General features: G+C 68.2%; 1 protein-coding gene. It reads left to right on the top strand.

The genetic code is table 11. The annotated features are described in order from the left end of the window. A partial coding sequence (locus OQ02_RS39920; protein WP_033443888.1) for a sigma factor occupies window positions 1-239 on the top strand: 239 nt, incomplete at both ends.

Genomic DNA, 239 nt, shown 5'->3' with positions numbered 1-239 from the left:
GCGCGTCGGCCGAGGAGTTGCTGTGCATGGTGGCGCGTGGTGACGAGAAGGCGTTCGAGCGGTTGTACGACGTGGTGGCGGGCAGGGTGTTGAGCCTGGTGGTGCGGGTCCTGCGGGATCACGCTCAGTCGGAGGAGGTTGCGCAGGAGGTGTTGGTGGAGGTGTGGCGTACGGCGGGGCGTTTCGATCCGGGTCGGGGCAGTGCCCTGGCGTGGGTGATGACGATGGCGCACCGTCGT

The organism is Saccharothrix sp. NRRL B-16314, assembly GCF_000716595.1.
GTDB lineage: Bacteria > Actinomycetota > Actinomycetes > Mycobacteriales > Pseudonocardiaceae > Actinosynnema.
Note: the sequence above shows the minus strand (reverse complement) of the source record. Positions and strands in the feature narration are given on the sequence as shown.